Annotated in this window: 19 protein-coding genes; 8 read left to right on the top strand and 11 right to left on the bottom strand. The window is 71.4% G+C overall.

What is annotated here, in order from left to right; genetic code table 11:
* The first annotated feature begins 9 nt into the window (after positions 1-9).
* The 5 genes from IPK24_06935 to IPK24_06955 all read left to right on the top strand — a co-directional run bounded on the left by IPK24_06935 (position 10) and on the right by IPK24_06955 (position 7,066).
* The gene (locus IPK24_06935; GenBank protein ID MBK8075292.1) at positions 10-924 is read left to right on the top strand and encodes a response regulator transcription factor; all 915 of its coding nucleotides are present in this window, start codon (positions 10-12) and stop codon (positions 922-924) included.
* 5 nt (positions 925-929) lie between these two features.
* Positions 930-1,985, top strand: coding sequence for a HAMP domain-containing histidine kinase (locus IPK24_06940; GenBank protein ID MBK8075293.1), 1,056 nt, complete (start codon positions 930-932; stop codon positions 1,983-1,985).
* A 117-nt stretch (positions 1,986-2,102) separates the two neighbouring features.
* On the top strand, positions 2,103-3,680 hold the full coding sequence (locus IPK24_06945; protein ID MBK8075294.1) for a DUF4173 domain-containing protein: 1,578 nt from the start codon (positions 2,103-2,105) through the stop codon (positions 3,678-3,680).
* Positions 3,681-3,712: 32 nt separating this feature from the next.
* A complete protein-coding gene (locus IPK24_06950) occupies positions 3,713-5,221 on the top strand; it encodes a hypothetical protein (protein MBK8075295.1) in 1,509 nt (502 codons plus the stop codon).
* A 138-nt stretch (positions 5,222-5,359) separates the two neighbouring features.
* Positions 5,360-7,066 carry a hypothetical protein gene (locus IPK24_06955; GenBank protein ID MBK8075296.1) on the top strand — a complete coding sequence of 569 codons (1,707 nt, stop codon included), beginning with the start codon at positions 5,360-5,362 and terminating at the stop codon, positions 7,064-7,066.
* Between the two features lie 27 nt (positions 7,067-7,093).
* Here IPK24_06955 and IPK24_06960 read toward each other — a convergent pair whose 3' ends face one another.
* The 6 genes from IPK24_06960 to IPK24_06985 all read right to left on the bottom strand — a co-directional run bounded on the left by IPK24_06960 (position 7,094) and on the right by IPK24_06985 (position 12,925).
* The gene (locus IPK24_06960) at positions 7,094-8,269 is read right to left on the bottom strand and encodes an acyl-CoA dehydrogenase family protein (protein ID MBK8075297.1); all 1,176 of its coding nucleotides are present in this window, start codon (positions 8,267-8,269) and stop codon (positions 7,094-7,096) included.
* Between the two features lie 129 nt (positions 8,270-8,398).
* On the bottom strand, positions 8,399-9,049 hold the full coding sequence (locus IPK24_06965) for a DUF222 domain-containing protein (protein ID MBK8075298.1): 651 nt from the start codon (positions 9,047-9,049) through the stop codon (positions 8,399-8,401).
* Positions 9,050-9,122: 73 nt separating this feature from the next.
* Positions 9,123-10,229 (bottom strand): DUF222 domain-containing protein, encoded by a 1,107-nt coding sequence (locus IPK24_06970; GenBank protein MBK8075299.1) that lies wholly within the window; start codon positions 10,227-10,229, stop codon positions 9,123-9,125.
* A 236-nt stretch (positions 10,230-10,465) separates the two neighbouring features.
* Positions 10,466-10,915, bottom strand: coding sequence for a type II 3-dehydroquinate dehydratase (aroQ, locus tag IPK24_06975; GenBank protein ID MBK8075300.1), 450 nt, complete (start codon positions 10,913-10,915; stop codon positions 10,466-10,468).
* A 22-nt stretch (positions 10,916-10,937) separates the two neighbouring features.
* Complete coding sequence (locus IPK24_06980; GenBank protein MBK8075301.1) at positions 10,938-11,648, bottom strand: response regulator transcription factor; 711 nt, start codon at positions 11,646-11,648, stop codon at positions 10,938-10,940.
* Entirely contained in the window at positions 11,645-12,925 is a 1,281-nt protein-coding gene (locus IPK24_06985) for a hypothetical protein (GenBank protein MBK8075302.1), read from the bottom strand. The genes IPK24_06980 and IPK24_06985 overlap by 4 nt, the downstream gene beginning before the upstream one ends.
* Before the next feature lie 286 nt (positions 12,926-13,211).
* Between IPK24_06985 and IPK24_06990 the strand changes: the two genes are divergently transcribed.
* Both IPK24_06990 and IPK24_06995 read left to right on the top strand, forming a co-directional pair.
* On the top strand, positions 13,212-13,712 hold the full coding sequence (locus tag IPK24_06990; protein ID MBK8075303.1) for a hypothetical protein: 501 nt from the start codon (positions 13,212-13,214) through the stop codon (positions 13,710-13,712).
* Positions 13,713-13,806: 94 nt separating this feature from the next.
* Positions 13,807-14,070 carry a metal-sensitive transcriptional regulator gene (locus tag IPK24_06995; protein MBK8075304.1) on the top strand — a complete coding sequence of 88 codons (264 nt, stop codon included), beginning with the start codon at positions 13,807-13,809 and terminating at the stop codon, positions 14,068-14,070.
* 37 nt (positions 14,071-14,107) lie between these two features.
* Here IPK24_06995 and IPK24_07000 read toward each other — a convergent pair whose 3' ends face one another.
* Positions 14,108-14,935 (bottom strand): dioxygenase, encoded by an 828-nt coding sequence (locus IPK24_07000; protein MBK8075305.1) that lies wholly within the window; start codon positions 14,933-14,935, stop codon positions 14,108-14,110.
* A gap of 175 nt (positions 14,936-15,110) precedes the next feature.
* Between IPK24_07000 and IPK24_07005 the strand changes: the two genes are divergently transcribed.
* Positions 15,111-15,899 (top strand): class I SAM-dependent methyltransferase, encoded by a 789-nt coding sequence (locus IPK24_07005; protein ID MBK8075306.1) that lies wholly within the window; start codon positions 15,111-15,113, stop codon positions 15,897-15,899.
* Positions 15,900-15,925: 26 nt separating this feature from the next.
* Here IPK24_07005 and IPK24_07010 read toward each other — a convergent pair whose 3' ends face one another.
* From IPK24_07010 to cbiQ, 4 genes are all read right to left on the bottom strand, one after another.
* Positions 15,926-16,636, bottom strand: a complete 711-nt coding sequence (locus IPK24_07010; protein MBK8075307.1) for a DUF2993 domain-containing protein — start codon at positions 16,634-16,636, stop codon at positions 15,926-15,928.
* Positions 16,637-16,688: 52 nt separating this feature from the next.
* Positions 16,689-17,249, bottom strand: coding sequence for a hypothetical protein (locus IPK24_07015; GenBank protein ID MBK8075308.1), 561 nt, complete (start codon positions 17,247-17,249; stop codon positions 16,689-16,691).
* A 138-nt stretch (positions 17,250-17,387) separates the two neighbouring features.
* Entirely contained in the window at positions 17,388-18,161 is a 774-nt protein-coding gene (locus IPK24_07020; GenBank protein ID MBK8075309.1) for an ATP-binding cassette domain-containing protein, read from the bottom strand.
* Positions 18,158-18,931: a cobalt ECF transporter T component CbiQ gene (gene cbiQ, locus IPK24_07025; GenBank protein MBK8075310.1), complete on the bottom strand. Its 774-nt coding sequence runs from the start codon at positions 18,929-18,931 to the stop codon at positions 18,158-18,160. Before cbiQ ends, IPK24_07020 begins: the two co-directional genes overlap by 4 nt.
* Positions 18,932-18,934 lie beyond the last annotated feature (3 nt).

Raw genomic sequence — 18,934 nt, forward strand, 5'->3', positions numbered from 1 at the left:
ATACGCCGGATGGGTACTGGTTGTCACAGGCGCGCCGAACATGATCACTCTTTGTCATGCCTTGGCAGCCAAGCGTCGCTGAACTGCCCTCACGCCCTCCACGGAATCTCCACACGGCCTCCAGCCCGTCCCCAGAGCCCGGCCGCTAGCGTCGTGATCGTGACCACGCTGACCACTCCACCCGGGGCCGAGCGGCGGCCGCGTCGGCTGCTCGTCGTCGAGGACGATCGGGCGATCGCGGACGCCGTGGTGCGCCGGTTGCGCGGATCGGGCTACGAGGTCGATCTGGCCCACGACGGCCCCGCTGCCGTGACCGCGGCGAGGACCACGGTCTACGACGCGATCGTGCTCGATGTGATGCTGCCCGGCCTGAACGGACTCGAGGTCTGCCGGCAGGTCCAGGCCACGCGGCCGGTGCCGGTGCTCATGCTCACCGCCCGTGACGAGGAGGCCGATCGGCTCGTGGGGTTGGCCGTCGGGGCCGACGACTACCTGACCAAGCCGTTCAGCCCGCGCGAACTCGTGGCCCGGATCGCGGCGTTGCTGCGACGGGTCGACCGGGCCGCGGTGCTGGCTGCTGCCGTGCCGCACTCGCCGGACTCGCCGGATGCGGTGGTGACCGTCGGCGCCGTCCAGCTCGACCGCGGCACGCGCAGGGTCAGCGTCGACGGCACCGCCGTGCACCTGACGCGCACCGAGTTCGACCTGCTCGAGGCGCTGGCTCGCCGGGCCGGCCGGGTCGCCGAGCGGGACAGCCTGCTGGCCGAGATCTGGGACTGGGATCCGCGGGCGGCGGCCCACGCCGTCCGGGCCGGTGCCGCCCGCACCATGGACAGCCACGTCAAGGCGCTGCGCCGCAAGATCGGCGCCGAGCGGATCCGCACGGTGCACGGAGTCGGTTACGCCCTGGAGGACCTGCCGTGAGGCCGGTGCTCCCCGAGGGGTTGCGCCCGCTCGACCCGGTGCGCTCGATCAAAGCCAAACTGGGCCTGCTGGTCTTCGCCAGCATCACGGCCTCGGCCCTGTTGATCTACTTCTGCCTGGTCGTCTTCGGCTGGCGGGCGCGTTACGGACTGACGGTCTCGGTGCTGGTGGGCCTCGCTGTCACCCAGTTCCTCGCCCACGGGATGACCAGCCCGCTGCGGCAGATGACGGCGGCCGCCCGGCAGATGGCGGTCGGCCGTCCACCCGGCCCGGTGAGCACCACCAGTCGGGACGAGGTCGGCGACCTGGCCCGGGCGTTCACCGCCATGGCCGGCGATCTGGCCTCGGCCGATGCCCAGCGCCGTGACCTGATGGCCAACGTGGCCCACGAGCTGCGCACCCCGCTGGCCGCGGTCCGGGCACAGCTCGAGAATCTGGTGGACGGCGTGCGTCCGGCCGACGAGGCCGCCCTCGGTGAGGTGCTCGACCAGGTCGAGAACCTGTCCGGGCTGCTCGACGACCTGCTGGGGCTGGCCCGGGCCGAGGCCGGGGTGACGCCGTTGGCGCGACGCCTGGTGGTGTTGCGTGAGGTGGTGGACGCGGTGGTGGCCGATGTCGGGGCGGTGCGTCCCGACGTCCGGATCGTGGTCGAGATGTCCGAGTCGCTGGCGGTGGAGGTGGACCCGTCCCGGATGCGACAGGTGATCACCAACCTGGTCGACAACGCCACCCGCCATGCCGGCGACCACGGCACGGTGCTGGTCCGCGCCGAGCTGGACCAGGCCGGCGCCCTGCTGCTCGAGGTGGTGGACGACGGCCCGGGGATCGCCGAGCAGGACCGGACCCAGGTCTTCGAGCGGTTCCGGCGGGGCGCGGTGCCGGCAGCTGCCGAATCGGTGGGAGGTTCCGGTCACCAGACCGCAACCCCAACGGGCGGAACAGGTCTCGGTCTGGCGATCGCCCGTTGGGCCGTGGAGCTGCACGGTGGCCGGATCGAGGTGGCGCCGTCGGAGGCCGGCTGCCACATCCGCGTCGCGGTGCCGGACGCCGCCCCCGGCTAGGGCGGTCTGTCTCGGGTCTGCCTGACCCGTCTCGTTCACCCGTCTCGTTCATCACGTCGTCCTCTCTGCGCGGCACAGACCGTGTCGCGTCATCCGCCATGACCTCGGGGAGTTGTCATGTCTGGTTCCGCCGGTGTCCCGCCGGTCCGTTCGTCGGTTGCTCTTCCGCCGCCGCTGCCGACCCCGCCGTGGGGGGCGCCTTCGCCCCCGGTGTCGCGGCCATGGCTCGAACGGTTGCGGGTCGATGCCGCGCCGCCGCCCAGGGCCACGGTGCTCTACCTGGCCGGTCTGGCGCTGGTGGTGGGCCTGACCGCCGCCGCTCCCCCCGGAGCCCACTGGCCGGTGATCGCGGGCGTGATCGCCGCCATCGTCGCCTCGGTGCCCGCACCGGCAACCACTCCGGCCACCGCGCCGAGACCGGGCGCCGGTCCGATGGGCCGAGGCGACCGCGCGGTGCTGGCACTGGCGCTGGCCCTGATCGCCGTGGCGGCGGTGCGGACCAACCCCGTGATGGTGACCCTGTGCCTGATCGCCGGCGTGGGTCTGGCCACCGCCGCCGTCCTCCGGCCGCGCAGTTGGCCGGCCTGGGGTGCCGTGCCCCTCGTGCTGGCCCGCAGCGCGGTGCGGTCGGTGGTGTGGTACGCCGTCCCAGCGCGATCCACGGCGCGGGACCGGGCACGCCTGGCCTCCTGGATGCGCGGTCTGGTGATCGGGCTCGGCGTCACCACGGCGGTGCTGGTGCTGCTCAGCTCGGCCGATGCAGCGTTCGGCTCGCTGGTGCAGCACCTGCTGCCGCGCGCGGATCCGCGGCCCGGGGTGCGGCTGCCGGTCGTGGTGGCGGTGACCCTGTTCGCTGCGGCCCTCACCATGGCGCGGGTCGTGCCGACCGGCTGGTCGTGGCCGGCCACGGCCAGGCCGCGGCGCCGTCCGGCCGTGGAATGGGCCGTGCCGTTGGCGCTGCTCGACGCGGTGCTGTTGGCCTTCGCGGCGGTGCAGGCCCTGGTGGTGGCCGGCGCGTTCCCGCAGGGGATCATCGCGGACGGCGCCACCCCCGCCGAGCGGGCGCGGCACGGCTTCTGGCAGCTGGTCGTGGTGACCGTGCTGGTCGCCGCCACCCTGGTCTGGACGGCACGGTGCGCCGACCCGGCCAACGGCCGCCACCGGCTCGCCCTCACCGGGCTCGGCGGCGCGGCTCTGGCGGGCACCGGGGTGCTCGTGGCCAGTGCACTGGCGCGGATGTGGGCCTACCAGCAGGCCTTCGGGTGGACCGTGCTGCGGCTGCAGGTCGGCGCGTTCGAGCTCTGGTTGGCGGTGGCCCTGGTGCTGGCGGCGTGGGCCTGGGTGCGCGGTCGGGTGGCGGGGGTGCCGCGACTGCTCGTGGCGTGGGCCGGCGTGGCGTTGCTGGTGTTGGCGCTCGCCGGCCCCGATGCCCTGGTGGCTCGGTGGAACGTGGCCCGGTTCGAGCGCACCGGTCGGTTCGACGTCTGCTACGCCGCCACGCTGTCGGCCGATGCCTGGCCCGCCCTGAACCGGCTGCCGGAGCCGCTGCGATCCGAGGCGATCGGCTCGGCCCGGCATCCGGCGCCCTGGTACGCGATCAACCTCTCGCGCCGGCGAGCGGCAGAGGTGGCTCCGGCCGTGGCCGGGACGGCGTCCCCGCCGGCGCGCTGCGGGGAGAGGGACCCACTGGGGTGAAGCCGGAACCGCTGTGGTGAATGCTGGGTTTCGTGAACAGCGTTCCTGATCAGCGGTCGGCGGTGAACGACCCCGTGCTCGACCGGCTGGCCCGGTTCGACGGCACCGGGTTCCGGCCGGTCGGGCCCGGCACGATCGATGCCGCCATCGTGCACGTGTTCGCTCACGGCTGGCAGCCGGGGTACCGGGTGCAGGAGCGATTGTTGGCCACGGCCGACGGGGTGACCGCCCTGCCCGCCTGGGATCCGCGACTGGTCGACTCCGCCGGGCGGGCGTTGATCGCGGACTACACCGGTCTGCTGCAGGCCCTCGCCGGACTGGGGCCCGATCACGCGGTGCTCTGGTACTCGTGGCTGGACGAGTCGGCCACCGAGGCCGATGTGTTCCAGGCGCACCGCTCGCGTCAGGCCACCCAGGTCAACGGGCGGCGCCTGGCCATGGCGGTGCAGCTGGCCCTGGCCCACCACCGCAGCCGGGTGCACCTGATCGGTCACAGCCACGGCAGCGCGGTGGTCACCCACGCGGCCGTGAGCATGACGCTGCCGCCCGCCCAGGTCACCCTGTTGGACGCCCCCGAGGATCCGATCAGCCGACTCGGCGGGGCGAGCGACCTGATCGACATGGTGTTGCCGCGGTTGCGTCCCGGCCGCGAGCGGGGGACGACGTTCGTCGACTCCTACGCCTCGGTGTTCGGCCGGCCCTATCACCGGCGGCCGGGTCTGTCGGCGGTGGTGGACGTGCTGCTCGGCGTACCGCTCGTGCTCACACGCGATCCGGTCAAGGCCATCAACGCCGCGCATCTGTATCCGGTGGAGTGGTACGCCCGCTCGGTGCGTGCCGTCACGGGTGACGACCCGCTACGGCACGGCCACCGACACGGAAAGCGTTCTGCCCCGGTCGGTTACGGCTGGTCGCCGCTCGCCGGTGATGATCCGGTGCGATTGCACTCCTGGTATCACGCCCCGCTGCCGCAGCGACCCCTGGTGCTGCGCCGACACGTTGGTGAGCCGTTGGGGGCGGCCGGTCGCCGGGTGTTCCACCGGCTCGAGTCCGTCGTGGCCGCGGCGCCCCGGCGGCCGGTCCCGGTGCGGTTGGACCTGACGGCCGGCGTACCCGCCGCGGCGATCGTGGTGAGCGCCCCGGGTGAGCAGTTGATCGAGTTCGATCTGCAGGTGCGCGATGCCACCGGCCATGAACGCATCGAGCTCGACCTGGACGGCGTGCCGGCGTTCGAGGCGCTCACGGGGCATCCGGTGCCTCGCGCGGGGCGCTACCTGATGCTGTCCGACGGCGCGCCGGGAGAGCACCTGGTGACGGCGCGACTGGTCGGCGCCGACGGATCCACGCGCGCCGAGGTGCTGAACCTGCGCCTCGTGGCGGGCTCGCATGCTGCCCGGGGGTTCAGCCTGAGCCGGTCGGCCGCCACGGTCTTCACGGCCGGAGTGATCACCGGCAGCGCCGCCACGGTGCTCGTCACGGCCGGGTTGGGTTCCGTCGTCCGGTGGCTGTGGTTGGCCTCCCGGCGGCGCGCAGCCCGCTGATGGCCGGGTCGGGCAGCATGACCCTGGCCCAGGGGGGTGAACTCGGGGGCGAATCGGGCACTCGGGTGTCAAGTCGCCTCCGCCGGCCCCGACAACACGATCATGAGACGTGGGGGCCGCGGGAACCTTGGCGGGACCATGCCCCGCCGGTCGCCGGTGGTCTGCGCGGTGATCAGCGCGGTGCTCGGCCTGGGGCTGGTGCCGGTGGGGAACGCCCGGGCAGCGGACGCGACCCTCGGATCATCGATTCCCCCGGCGCCCGCCGCCCTCAGCAGCTTCACCGCACTCGCCGACCAGCTCGAGACGGGCTCGACCGCGCCGCCTCGGCCCGCCGCTCGAGGCACGGTGACGGCCCAGTCCCTCGACCGCACCGGGTGTGCCTCGTTCCCGGTGACGACCAGCGGCACGGGCTCGTCGATGCAGATCACCATCAACGGGTTTGCGCACACCTTCTCGCTCGGCAGCATCCCGACGAGTTGGTGGCGACAGCCGCCGGTGAGTTCACCGGTCTTCGCGCTCTACAACGCCGGGTTGATGTGGGTCGGCCCCGTCGCCGTGGCAGCCGCTGACACCGACGACACCGCCACCGTCGACGCGCTGGTGAACGCCGTCGTTCAGCTGTTCGCCGCGAATCCCGATACCGGCAATGGCTCGGGTGGATGGGACGAGGGGACGAACCTGCGCCGACAGCAGGCGCTCAATTGCCTGTGGCGGGTCAGCGGGGGCAATGCTGCGCTGCGCCCGGCGATCGAGGCGACCGCGGCGGCCAACCTCGACATGAACCGCTACTCCGGCTTGCCGAAGTACCCGGCGCACAACCACGGTCTGATGGCCAACCTGGCGCTGCTGGACGCGGGAACCCTGCTGGACAACGCGTCCTGGCGGACGACCGCGATCGCCCGCATGGTTCGCGACAGTGGGGGTGCCTGGACACCCTCCGGGCTCTCGTTCGAGCAGTCCGGTGGATACAGCCTGTTCAACGTCGCGTTGTGGTCGGCTGCCGCCGATGTGCTGGCCTCCTATCCGGATGCTGCAGCAGGCGTGGTGCGGATCAGGGCCGATGTCGCTCGCGCCCGCGGCGCTCACGCTCACATCACCGCGCCGAACGGCACCGTGGTGCCCTACGGGGACGGCGGCCCCACGGTCGGCGTCCGCACGCCGCAACCGTCGCTGGTGTTCCGTGACGATCGGGCGGGGGTAGCCACCGGGCGCTGGTCGTGGACCAATGCGAGTACCGACTACTACCTGCTGCGCTTCGGGGGACCTCGGCGCATGCACGGCCACCAGGATCGCGGCTCGTTGGTGTGGAACACCCTGGGCCTGCCGGTGCTCGTCGACCCGGCGACCTTCGGCAACGACATCGCGATCTCTCATGCCGCCTGGAGTCGCACAGCGGTGGCCCACAACACCCAGGTGCCGGTCGGTGGCACGCTGAACCCGGGTGCCTCGGTCGCGCTCGGCGCGACGTCGCGAACCGGTCCGGCCCACGGTTATGTCCTGAGCGATCGGCAGTACGGGGTGCCGCACACCCGGCAGTGGATCATCGATCATGCCCATCACCGGGTACGCCTCACCGACGTGATCGCCCGGCGTGCGACGACCCTGCTGCACCTCGACAGTCGCTGGGCGCTCGCCACCACCAGCCGTGACCGGCACACCGTCACCTTGACGTCGGGAAGCCGCCGGCTCACCGTCGCCAGCACCGGAGCGATCACGGTGCGCCGCGGGAGCACCAACCCGCTCGCCGGCTGGCTCTACCCGAGCTATGGCGTTCGCGTGAAGGGCGTCCAGCTGTTCATCTCCACCGCGGCCGGGCGATCCGTCACGACGATGACGGTGCGCTGATCCCCTCGCGGCGCCCGGTCGGGTGGCTCAGCTGCGGGCCAGATCACGCGCGATCACCATGCGCTGAATCTGATTGCTGCCCTCGAAGATCTGCATCACCTTGGCCTCACGCATGAGCCGCTCCACCGGGACATCACGGGTGTAGCCGGCACCCCCGAAGACCTGAACGGCGTCCGTGGTGACCCGCATCGCGGCATCGGTGGCGACCAACTTCGCGATCGAGGCCTGCCGCGCGTAGGGGCGCCCCGCATCCCGCAGGCGCGCGGCGTGCAGGTACGTGGCGCGGGCCGACTCCACGGCCGCAGCCATGTCCGCGAGCAGGAACGCCAGCCCTTGGTGCTCGATGATCGCCTTGCCGAAGGTCTCCCGAGATCGGGCGTAGGTCACCGCGTGGTCGAGGGCCGACTGGGCCAGTCCGACCGCGACCGCGCTGACCCCGAGCCGTCCGGAGTCCAACGCCGCCAACGCGATCGGCAAACCCTGACCCGGCCGGCCGATCAGCAGGTGACCGTCCAGGCGCGCGTCGTCCAGGTTCATCGTGGCCGTGGGTGAGGCGGTCATCCCCATCTTGTCCTCGGGCCGAGAGGCGACCAGGCCAGGGGTGCCGGCCGGCACGTGGAAGCAGGAGATACCTCGTCCCCCGTCGTCCGAGGTTCGCAGGAACATGGTGTAGAAATCCGCAAGCCCGCCGTGGGTGACCCAGGCCTTGGCGCCGTTCGCCGTCCAGGCGTGCGGTGGGTCGTCCGGTTCGCCCGAAGGGTGCTGGTCAGGGACGGCGCGCGCCGCCAGCGCCGAGGGGTCCGAGCCGGCGTGCGCCTCCGAGAGGCAGTAGGCGCCGAGCCACTGCCCACTGACCATGGCCGGCAGCCAGTCATCTCGTTGGGCGGGGCGACCGAAGTGATCGACCGCGAACGCGCTCAAGGTGTGCACGCTGAGACCGAGGGCCACGCTGGCCCAGCGCATGGCGAGCTCCTCGACGACTTGAAGGTAGACGGCGTAGGGCTGGCCGCCCCCGCCGACGTCCTCGCCGAACGGCAGCCCCATCAGCCCCAGCTCCCCGAGTTGGGCGAAGAGGTCGCGCGGAAAGCGCTCGGCGCGCTCGTCGGCCGCGACGCGAGGCGCCAACTCGGCGTCGGCCACCTCGCGGGTCATCGCGAGCAGGTCGCGTGCCTCGGGGGTGGGCAGTTCCCGTTCGACCGGCATTTGCGGTCGCCTCCTCCGTCGGGGTTGTGGTCATTACATCGAATGGGCCGCAGCCCCGCCCGTCATGGCGCGCGAAGCACGTCCGAGTCGGACGGTCCGGGCCGTGCCGGACCCCACCCAGGAGATCTGTCACGGTGGGTCGTCCTCGTCGTCATGGCCGCCCCCGACCCCGGGGCTGGTGTCGAGGTCGAGGGTGAGTTGGTCGCCGAGGTGTCGGGCGAGCCGGCGGGCGGTGTGTTCGTCGTCGTGCAGGGTGTTGCGTCGTGGTCGTTGGTGCGGGTCGATCCAGAGGGGTGGGATGACCCAGGGCACGCCGTTGATCATGGTGATGGTCCAGATCCCGGCGTGGACGCCGGTGTGGTCGCGGTCGCAGACCAGGGCCATCTTGTCGACGTCGGTGAGGCCGCCCTGAGCCCAGGGCACCACGTGGTGGACGTCGCACCAGTCCGGTGGCGCGGTGCAGCCGGGGATCACGCAGCCCCGATCTCGGGCGAACACCGCCCGGCGTTGCGCGGGGGTGGCCAGGCGTTGGGCACGTCCTTGAGCCAGGACGGCTCCGCCGCTGTCGAGGAGGGTCGGGGAGATCAGGGCGGTGCAGAGGTTCTGGGCCAGGACGTGGCGGGGTAGGGGTCCGCCGCCGGGGCCGAGGTCGCTGCCCAACCCGGCGCCCGGGGTGGGTGCCGGTCGGAGGGCGGCGGTGAGTTGGTCGAGGGTGGCGATCAGCGAGATGTGCACGCCGGTGGAGGGCGGTGGGGTGGGCGCGCGCCGAGTGGTGGGCACGGGCCGGGTGCTGGCTGCGGTGGCTTGGCGTGTCGTCGGCTCGGCAGTCGACGCGGAGCCGCTTACATCGTCATCACTGCCACTGCCACTGCCACTGCCACTGCCACTGCCACGGCGATCGCCGCTTGCCATGCCGTCGTCGTGGGGGGGGGGGGGGGGGTCGGGGTCTCGCGGCGTCGGTGTCGCTGCCGCGGTGCAGGGCCAGTCGAGCCAGGTGGGTCAAGGCGTCCGCGCGGCGTTGCGCCGCGGTCCTGGGGTCACGCAGCGGCAGCGCGCCCTGCACCTGCCCGTCCCCACCCGCCTCGGTGTCCGCCTCGGCGTCGGTGGTCCTGCCGGCCGTGGTGGGCTTGCTCAACGCATGGATCACATTCCGGACGAGCAACCCATCCGCAGGCGACAACGCGAACCGGCCGACCAGCATCCCAGTGGCGTCGGTACCCAGGTGCAGGAACCGCTTCTCATGGGCCTTCGGGTCGAAGCCCTTGTCCGGGTTCAACGCCTCTTCGAGTTGGGTACACAGCCGCCGAAACACGTGCGGGGCATGCTGGCGCGCCATCTCGGCCAGGAAATCGTCCACCCGCCGGATCCCGGAGATCCCGTCCGGGTCCACGTGCGCCAACACGTCCCGGTCGATGCGGCCGAGGCACCCGGTGGCGTGGTCGACATGGCGGCGGGAGATGTCCCCGGCAGCCAACGCCGCACCGACCTCCGGTAGCCCCACCGCGGCGGCGCCGTCCGGACCCAATCCGTCGGTTCCGGTGACGCCGACCCCGGCGCCGTCCGGATCCAGGGCACGAGCGGCAGCGACGTCGCGGGCCGCGGTACCCGGATCGACCCGGAGCGCGTGCACCAGGAACGTCGCGGCGACCTTGCCGGGCACGCAGGTCGGCATTGTCTCGGGCCGGTCATCCAGCGCCCGGACCAGGTGCAAGGTGCCGGCCTCGACCTGGTTGGCCACCCGGTGGGCGGCGATGAGCGCGTCGCGCAGCTCGCCGTCCGACAGGGTCAACGTCGGTGCGGTCTGCAGCGACCGGAGCTGGGCCGAGACGTCCTCCAGCACCGCCACGACCGGTGGGGTGCTCATCGCGGCCGCGTCAGCGTCGCCGTCCGGGATACCGGGCAGGCCACTGTTCCCGACGGTCTCCTCGCCGTCCGGGGTGGGTGTCTGCTCCGGTTCCATGAATCAGACGCTACGGGCGACCACCGACAATCAAGCCGCCCCAGGCGGCAATGAAAGCCATTGCAGCAGAACAACTTTTGTGCGAGATGTCACTGTCACAGAATGCCCCGCACCGGCACCTTCCTCTCGGGGAGACCCTGCGCTCGGGGCCAGTGCCTGGGCATACCGAGCGCCGCCCGATGGCGGCCGAGATCCCCGCATCCCGTGCCCGGACCGTCGCAGGCTCCGACGGGGGATCAGGCGTGCAGGGTGTGGACCAACTGCGAGTGCACGAAGCGCAGCGCCAACGCGTAGCCCAGGGTACCGAGCCCGGCGATCACCCCGGTCGCGATGGGCGACAGGTACGAGTGGTGGCGAAACTCCTCGCGGGCGTGCACGTTCGAGATGTGCACCTCGACGAACGGGATCGCCACGGCCGAGAAGGCATCGCGGATCGCCACACTGGTGTGGGTGTAGGCGCCCGGATTGATGATCACGTACCGGACGCCGTCCTCGCGCGCCTGCTGGATCGCGTCGACCAGGACACCTTCGTGGTTGCTCTGCACGAAGTCGACGGTCAGTCCGAGCTCGGCCGCCAGGGCTCGCAGCCCGGTCTCGACGTCCGCCAAGGTGGTGGCGCCGTACACCGACGGCTCGCGGGTCCCGAGCAGGTTGAGGTTCGGCCCGTTGATCACCAGCATGCGCATGAGGTCAGCTTCTCACGCAGAGTCAGGTGCGGCCCGTAGGAGGCGGCGGCTGGGTGCCGGGTAGCACCAGCCCACTCTGATAGGCCGCAGCGATGGCCTGCGCCCGGTCGCGCAGCCCGGTCTTCATCAGAACCCTGGCCAGGTGGGTCTTGACCGTGGCCTCACCCAGGGTCAGCCAGTCGGCGATCTCGCGGTTGGACATGCCGTAGGCCACCAGCACCAGCACCTCCAGCTCACGCGGGGTGAGGTTCGCGAAGGCCGTGGAGCTGTTGGTCCACTGCTCGGGACGCCGGGCGAACTCGGTGATCAAGTTGCGGATCACGCCCGGGTCCAGCCACCCGTCGCCGGCCGCGATCGCCCGCACGGCGTTGATCAGGTCACGCGGCGCGGCGTCCTTGAGCAGGAAGCCCGAAGCCCCCGCGCGCAACGCGGCATACACGTGGTCGTCGGCGCGGAAGGTCGTCAGCACCAGCACCCGCACCAGTCGGTCGGGGTCGTCGGTGAAGCCGTCACCGACCAGGATCTTGGTGGCCTCGACGCCGTTCATCGGCGACATCTTGATGTCCATCAGGACGACGTCCGGCAGTACCGTGCGGGCCTGGTCGACGGCGTCCTGGCCGTCGGAGGCCTCACCGACCACCTCGATGTCGTCCTCGGCGTCGAGCATCATGGCCAAACCGGCGCGGACGAGTGTGCGGTCGTCGGCGATCAGAACCCTGATGGTGCCGCTCATGTCCCCCCATCCATGCCCAGCCGGGAGCCCGCCCCGAGGGCCGAGGGTTCGCTGAGACTGATCTCGAGGCGCCCGGGGCGGGTGGCCGGCAGCGTGGCCTGAATCAGGTAGCCGGTCTCCGTCGGGTGCGCCGAGAACCTCCCCCCGATGGCCGTAACCCGTTCGGCCAGGCCCGCCAGGCCCAGTCCGATGGACAGCTCGGTCGGTCCCGTGGCCACGGTGTCGGGCTCGGACGCGCGCTGGTCGCTGACCCGCAGCGACAACTCCGTCACGTCGTCCGGCGAGTGCTGCCAGCTCAGCTGCACGCGCGCCGTGGCACCCGGTCCGGCATGTTTGACGGTGTTCGTCAGAGCCTCTTGGACGACGCGGTACGCCGTGAGCTCGACGCTGGGGGCCAGCGAACCCGCTTCGCCGTCGACCTCGAACACGGTGGCGATCCCGGCCTCGCTGGTCCTGCTGACCAGGCCGGCAAGAGCGTCGAGTCCCGGAGCATCCTGTTCCTCGGCTGCCTGGTCACCAGCGGCCGAACGCAGCACGGTGAGCAGGCGGCGCAGCTCGTCCATGGCCTCGCGTCCCACGTCCTCGACCGCGTACAGGGCCTGTTCCGCGCGCTGCGGGTCGCGGGCGAGCATCCGCCGGGCACCGCCGGCCTGCACCACCATGATGCTCACCGCGTGGGACACGATGTCGTGCAGCTCGCGGGCCAGCCGTAGCCGCTCGGCCGCCACGGCCGAGTCGACCGCAGCGGCGCGGAGGGCCGTGACGTCCGTCAACGTGCGGGCCTGAGCGCCGAAGTGCCGGCCGGCGACCCAGATGGCGGTGGTGAAGATCGCGTACCCGAGGGTGCTGAACAATCGCGACTCGAGGGGCAGGTCGGGCTCGGGAAAGAGCAGACTGATGAGCAGGAACATGAGGATCGTCGTCCCCAGGGCGATGCGCGCGGTGCGTGCCGAACATCGGATCGAGACGGCGTACAGGGCTGCCAGCGGCACGACGCCCGGGTGGTACAGGGGGACCACGGCCGCCGATGCCGAGATGATCATCACGATGGTGAACACCGCGACCGGGTGGCGGTCGCGCCGGCTCAGCGCGGCGAAGCCGGCGACGATGAGCAGCGGGACGACCAGCGCGGACGCGGCAAATGGGCGTTCGAGCCGCTGCCAGTCCCAGGCCATCAGCAGCTCGATCATGACAAGTGCGGCGATACCGAGCGGCCGCAGGGCGGTTCGGGACACCGACCGCAGTTCCAGCCGTTGCCGAGGTCCTGATCCGTTCATGACGCCAGTCTGTCCCGGATGATGTTGTCCGTCAGCTCTGCGCGCCGATCGGAGCAGTCGGGACGGCGGTCGTGCGCGACCTCAGTGCAGCCAGGCTGGAGCTTGATCGAGGTCCCCCTGCGGGTGGACGCAGGCAATCAACCTCGAGGGGGACGCGCCATACGGCCCCTCCGGGAACGCTCGCCACGTGGGTGCTCGCGCCGGATGTGATGCCTCCGACGGGGATCCCCCCGTCGAGCGACGACCCAAGCCTGTGCTCGATCAAGACGTTCGGTCATGGGATGCGATGGTTGCAGCGCAATCCGAGAGGCTGCTGGACGCCGCGTCGCGCTGGGGCTTGTCGCCCCAGGACTCGCAGGATGTCGTCCAGAACACCTGGCTGAGCTGCCTGGAGCGCCTTACCGCGCTGCGTCAGGCGGACGTCATCCTGCCGGATTGGCTCCTGGCCACATGTCAGCGCGAGGCCATGGCTCGCCGAGAAGCCCTGCATCGTATGGTGTTACAGGATCCTCACGATGAGTCATCGGAGCTCGCTGCGGCCGTGTGCGAGTGGGCCGAGCCGGCCGAGTACGTGGCCCAGCTCGATCAAGCCGAGCGCCTCGTCGCGGCGATCATCGACCTGCCCGATGCGCAGCGAAACGTCCTGATCGCCCTCTTGAATCAGGAGGATCCGCGGTATCGCTCGGTCGCCGATCGAACCGGCATCCCCGCCGGGAGCCTCGGCCCGATGCGGCGCCGGGCGCTCGCCCGCCTGCGCCGCGACCCCCGGCTGGTCGAGGCCGGCTGAGCCACGGGAAGTTCCTCCGTCGCCGCCGGGACGCGCAGATACCCCCCGGGGTAAGCTGGTGCTTCGGGTCGGGTTCGGGCGAGGAGCGGGGATCATGGAGATCGACGAGGACGACGCACGTCAGGTGATCCATCGGCTGCGCCGCGCGCGCGGGCAGATCGACGGGGTGATCGCCATGATCGAGCAGGAGAGATCCTGTCGCGACATCGTCACCCAGCTCGCGGCGGCGTCCCGGGCGCTCGACCGTGCCGGATTCAAGATCGTGGCGAGCGGCCTGCGTCAGTGCATGAACGGCGACGGTGGCGAGGATCAGTTGTCGAGTGACGAGTTGGAGAAGCTCTTCCTCTCGCTGGCCTGACCCCGCCGATCACCGCGCTCGGTCGGTTCCGGTGGTCTCAGGCCACCTGGAACGACCGCTTGGACAGCCCGAAGAAGAACCCGTCAATGGTGGTCTGCACCGGAGCCTCGGGGTTCTCTGCCGCACCCAGGGCCACGAACAGCGGCGTGAAGTGCTCCACGGTCGGGTGGGCGTACGGCATGCCCGGGGCCTTGGTCGCGTACCCGGCCAGCTCGTCGAGGTTCCCCTCGGCCAGGGCGCTCGCAGCCCAGGCGTCGAAGTCGCGGGACCAGCCCGGGGCCCCGGCCTTGCCGGTGAACTGTTCGTAGGTCAGGAACGGCAGGCCATGGGTCAGGAAGCCCGACCCGATGATCAGGGTGCCCTCTTCGCGCAGGGTGCGCAGTCGTCGTCCGATCTCGAGCAGGCGAGCCGGGTCGTCGGTGGGCAGGCTGAGCTGCAGTACCGGGACGTCGGCTGCCGGGTACATCGTCATCAGGGGTACCCAGGCGCCGTGGTCCAGGCCGCGGCGGGGGTGGCGGTACACGCTCTGCCCCGACGGCTGGGACAGGCCGGCGGCCACCCGGTCGGCGAGCTCGGTGGCATCGGGGGTGGCGTACGTCAGCCGGTAGTACATCGGGTCGAAGCCCGAGAAGTCGTAGATCAGGGGCGTGTTGGCGGCTGGAGCACTGATCGCGAGCGGGGCGGCTTCCCAGTGCGCGCTCACGATGAGGATGTTGCGTGGCTTGGGCATGCTCTGCGCCCAGTCGAACAGCTCGCCCATCCACGTCCGGCTCTCGAGCAGTGGCGGTGCGCCGTGGCCGAGATAGAGCGCGGGTAGTGCGCCGTCCGCCTCGGTCCAGCTGCGCTGGGCGGCAGTGATCGGCATGGTGCGCTGCAGGAACGCGTGATATGGGTGCTCAGCCACGAATCTCCTTAAAGTTTCAACTATCCTACGTCACGCGATCGCGGACGGCAACCGTTGGCCTGAGTCGATCGGTCGGCTGCGACACTTCCGGCGCGTAGCGGCTGCTCATCGGCGGCAGTGGGGTCAGTCTGGAGGTATGAGCGCAGCGCAGCGCTGGGCGGCCGAGCTGGCCGCGTGGCGGATCCCGCAGGAGATCCTCGACCAAGCCCCGCAGAGTCCGTGGATCCACCCGGTGGAGTTGTTCCGGGTGGACGACGAGGCACCGATTCCCGACTCGCCCTCCCATCGGTTGGCGCGTGAGGTGCTCCCCGCCGTGGGCGGCACCGTGCTCGACATCGGCTGTGGTGGTGGTCGGGCGGCCTTCGCGCTGGCACCGCCCGCCGTGCGCGTCTACGGCGTCGATCACCAGCAGGCCATGTTGGATGCCTTCGCCGCCACGGCTGACCGTCGGGGCCTGGCGCACCACGCCGTCCTGGGCGACTGGCCGGACGTCGCCGAGGACGCCCTGATCGCGGACGTCGCCGTGGCCCACCACGTCGTCTACAACGTCGCAGACCTGCACACGTTCGCCCTGGTGGCCGGTGCTCACGCGCGACGCCGGGTGGTCTTCGAGCTGCCCGAACGCCACCCCTTGGCCTGGATGGCACCGCTCTGGCGTCACTTCTGGGGCCTCGAACGCCCGAACGGCCCGACCGCGGACGACGCGCTCGCCGTTCTGCAGGAGGCCTTGCTGCCCGCCCGGCTCACCACCTGGTCGGAGGACGGTGAACCTCGCGCCGCCCTGTCGCCGGCCAAGCGGGTGGAGTTCACCCGGATCCGGCTGTGCCTGCCGGCCTCGCGCGACCCGGAGGTGGCCGAGGTGCTCGCCGCCCAGCCCGAGCCCGGCCCGCGACGCCTGGCCGCGATCTGGTGGGACGTGGACTGAACAGCCGACCGACTCAGCCGACCGACTCAGCCGATCAGGCGCAGCCGGGACGCCGAGGCACTCAGGTGCAGGCCGTCGTCCTGCACCTGCAACGAGGTGACCTTCAAGCCATACGGCAGGGTGGGCACCGTCAGCTGCAGGCTGATCCGGCGCGCCGCAGCGGCGAGGACCGGTGATGCGGCGGCGTCGGCGGCGGGCACGCTGAGCGCGAGCCGCGTGCCCGTCAGCCGGACCTGCACCGGCAGCTGCAGCGCCACGCCGCGGTAGCTACCGGTCAGGGTGAGGGAGTCGGCGCTGCGCGGGCGCATGGCGACGTCGGTGAAGGTCGAACCGACGCGGTTCGCCAGCAGTCGGGACAGCGTCGAGTACGGGACCACGCCACTGACCTGGGCCGAGTCGACCTGCACCTGCGGCGTCCCGGAGGAGATCAGGTCGCGGATCGGTACCCGGACGCCGCGCAGCCGCGCCTGGACCGAGTCCACCTGGAGGTCCTGTTGCGTGGTGCCGGTGGCGACCTGACGCGAGGTCACCTCGATGTCCTCGAAGCGTCCCGAGACGAGTTGGGTGAGGAACGGCCAGCCGTGGATGGTGACCTCGGGGGTGCTGGTCAACCCCTGTGCGCTGCGCACCTGACCGGCGATCTGGCCCTCGACCAGGCGCCTGGCGGCGGAGTCGCCGATGGCGCCGAGGACGGCAACGATCAGCAGCATCACGATCAGTCGCGGCAGACAACGCACCCGAGCGATCCTGCCACGCTCTTCTCGACCCGGCTGGTGGTGGCGCTCCGGCTCAGCCTGCCGGCCGCACCCGGCGCCGAAGGATCACACGTGGCGCCGGTGTGCTGGTCCCGTCGTCCAGGTAGATCTCGTGCAACTCGGCTGCCGGGCCGCGGGGGCGGTACCCCTGACGATCGATGAAGCGGTCGAGCCGGGCCAGCGACGGCTGCCGGTTGCCGGCGCCGTAGTACATCAACTGCGCACACCAGCCCTCGTGCAGGCGACGGATCTCGCATCCGGCGAGCTGTTGTGGGTCGGTCAGTGGATCGGTGAGGGGGACCGCGAGGGGGGCGGTCAGGGGGGCCGGCAGGGCGAGCAACAGGGTCCAGGTCTCACCGTGACCGCTCCAGATGACCTCCAGCGGTGGTGGGATGAGAGCCGGCGGTTGCAGCCCGGCCCAGGTGCTGCGCAGGACGTCGACCGCCTCGGCCCAGGCCAGGTTCGCCGCCGGTCCGGACCCGGTGCGGGCCAGGCAATCCACCTCGGGGACGTCGACGATCATCGGGGTGCGTGGTGGCGAGTACAGGCCGCCGAGGCTGACCTGTTCGGACAGGGGCGGGTACGGGGCGCCCATGACGACCTCCACCAAGACCGTGCACCGTGCCGACGCAGCCGACGCCGTGTGGCCACGGTGCTCGTCACACCTCCATCGTGCGCGCTCGCGGGCGCCGGCGACAGAGCAGAAGGCCCGGAGTGCGGTCGGCGGGTCGGCTCAGGCGTCCAGGACGAAGCCGTAGGGCAACTCCAGTCGATGGGCCGCGAGCAGGTCGCTGTCCGCCAGGAGCTTGCGCGTCGGCCCGTCGGCCGCCACCACGCCTGCCGAGAGGATCACCGACCGAGGGCAGAGCTGGGCGGCATACGGCAGGTCGTGAGTCACCATCAACACCGTGACGTCGAGCGCCTCGAGCACCTCGGCCAGTTCGCGGCGGCTGGCCGGGTCGAGGTTGCTGCTCGGTTCGTCCAGCACCAGGATCTCGGGCTGCATCGCCAGCACCGTGGCCACCGCTGCTCGCCGACGCTGACCGAACGAGAGGTGGTGGGGCGGGCGGTCGGCCAGGTCGAGCAGCCCCACAGTCGTCAGCGCCTGGTCGACCCGCGCGTCCAACTCGGCGCCTCGCAGCCCGAGGTTGGCCGGCCCGAACGCCACGTCGTCGCGCACGGTCGGCATGAACAGCTGGTCGTCCGGGTCCTGGAACACGATCCCCACTCGGCGGCGGATCTCGCGCAGGTTCGGCTCGGCCACCTCCAGCCCGGCGACGTGGACCCCGCCGTGCCCTCCGGTCAGGATGCCGTTCAAGTGCAACACCAAGGTGGTCTTGCCGGCCCCGTTGGGGCCGAGCAGCGCCACCCGCTCGCCACGCTCGATGACCAGGTTCACCCCGAACAGGGCCTGGTGCCCGTCAGGGTAGGCGTAGGCCAGTTGCTCGATGGCGAGCGAGGGTGGGGCGGGCTGAGTGGGCTGGGCCGGTTGGGTGGTGGGGCTCATCCGAGCATCCTCGAGGTGGTCGCGACGATGGCGATCAGAGCGGCCGCAGCGGGCAGGGTGAGGGCCGTGGCCCACTGGGACGGCGCGGCGGCCACGTCGACGACAGCGGGCAGTCGGCCGGTGTAGCCGCGCGAGAGCATCGCGAGGTGCACCCGCTCCCCACGTTCGTAGGAGCGGATGAACAAGGCCCCTGCCGAGTGGGCCAGCACCGGCAGGGCACGGAGGTCTCGAGCCTCGAAACCCCTTGCGGTGCGGGCGATCCGCATGCGTCGCAGCTCATCGGTGACCACGTCGGTGTAGCGCACCATGAAGGTCATGATCTGCACCAGCAGGCTGGGCAGGTGCAGCCGCTCCAACCCCAGCAACAACATCCGCAGGTCGGTCGTGGCAGCGAGCAGGATCGAGGTGATGACGCCGATCGTGGCCTTCACCAGGACATTCCAGGCCGCCCAGAGCCCTGCGACACTGAGCGGGACGCCGAGCACCGAGGTGCGCTCGCCGGGGGTCAGGAAGGGCATGGCCACGGCGAACAGTACGAAGGGGGTCTCGACCAACAGTCGCCGGGCGATCATCGGCAGCGGGATCCGCCCGAGCAGCGCGACCGCGCCGAGCAGCGCCGCATAGAGCGCGAAGGCGCCCACGCGGCGTCCGGGGGTGAGGACGACGAGAAGCACGAAGGCCACGGCGGCAACGAGTTTGCACTGGGGGGCCAGCCGGTGCACCACGGTGTCCCGGGGTACGTAGAGTCGGTGCGAGTGCCCTGCCGCCATGCT

Source organism: Kineosporiaceae bacterium (assembly GCA_016713225.1).
In the GTDB taxonomy this organism is placed as follows: Bacteria; Actinomycetota; Actinomycetes; order Actinomycetales; family Kineosporiaceae; genus JADJPO01.